This is a genomic window from Pseudomonas sp. MD195_PC81_125, assembly GCF_014060985.1.
Taxonomy (GTDB): Bacteria; Pseudomonadota; Gammaproteobacteria; order Pseudomonadales; family Pseudomonadaceae; genus Aquipseudomonas; species Aquipseudomonas parakoreensis.
This window is the reverse complement of the sequence record NZ_JABULD010000559.1, coordinates 1-635: the sequence shown is the minus strand read 5'-3', so window position 1 is coordinate 635 and position 635 is coordinate 1. Positions and strand designations below refer to the sequence as shown.

General features: G+C 55.9%; 1 protein-coding gene and 1 pseudogene. Both read right to left on the bottom strand.

Annotated elements, in window-relative coordinates:
• Positions 1-183 precede the first annotated feature (183 nt).
• Positions 184-489 (bottom strand): amidase, encoded by a 306-nt coding sequence (locus HT737_RS22405; protein ID WP_182404023.1) that lies wholly within the window; start codon positions 487-489, stop codon positions 184-186.
• Positions 486-635: pseudogene (locus HT737_RS22400) on the bottom strand (serine hydrolase); the annotation flags it as partial. The gene HT737_RS22405 and the pseudogene HT737_RS22400, both read right to left, overlap by 4 nt.

Sequence of the window (635 nt, the reverse complement as noted above, 5' to 3'; positions counted from 1 at the left end):
CTGGCGAAGGTTTATAGAGGGAGCGGTTGGAACATTGAATACTCGTGGGGGGCGATAAACCTGCACGAACCTTAAACCGCCCATAGGTTTATTGCAAACATCAAGATCAAAAAGATCGGCAGCCTGCGGCACGCTCCTATCAGATTTTGCATTCCCTGTAGGAGCTGCGCAGGCTGCGATCTTTCAAGGCTGTAAACGACAACCCTGCCGTTCGCTCAACCACTGCGCACTATTGCTTCGGCCCATGCCGCTGACGATGATGGTTTTGCTCGCGCTGTCATCGCTGAATTCGCTGGTCGGCAGCCACTGTTTCACATAACCCCGGCAATATTCAGCCTCGTTGTTCATCACATAGCGACACGAACAATATTCCTTGGCCGTGTACGCACTGATGATGTCGGGGAACGCCCACAGATTGTCGCGCTCGAGCCAGATCCAGCCGAGCAGCACGATCAGCGCCAGCAGCAACACCCGCTTCAACAGCTTCATGGCTGCACCGCCTTGAGCACGCGCTTGAGCAGTTCGTTGTGGCGGTAGCTGCCGTCGCGATCATCGGCGTAACGCACGATCAGCAGTTTCTCGCTGGGGATTACATACAGTGCCTGCCCCCAATGACCGAGGGCGGCGAAGGTGTC

What these genes read in the sequence shown, in the direction of transcription:
- HT737_RS22405 (WP_182404023.1), bottom strand. Translation starts at nt 489, where the DNA reads ATGAAGCTGTTGAAGCGGGTGTTGCTGCTGGCGCTGATCGTGCTGCTC.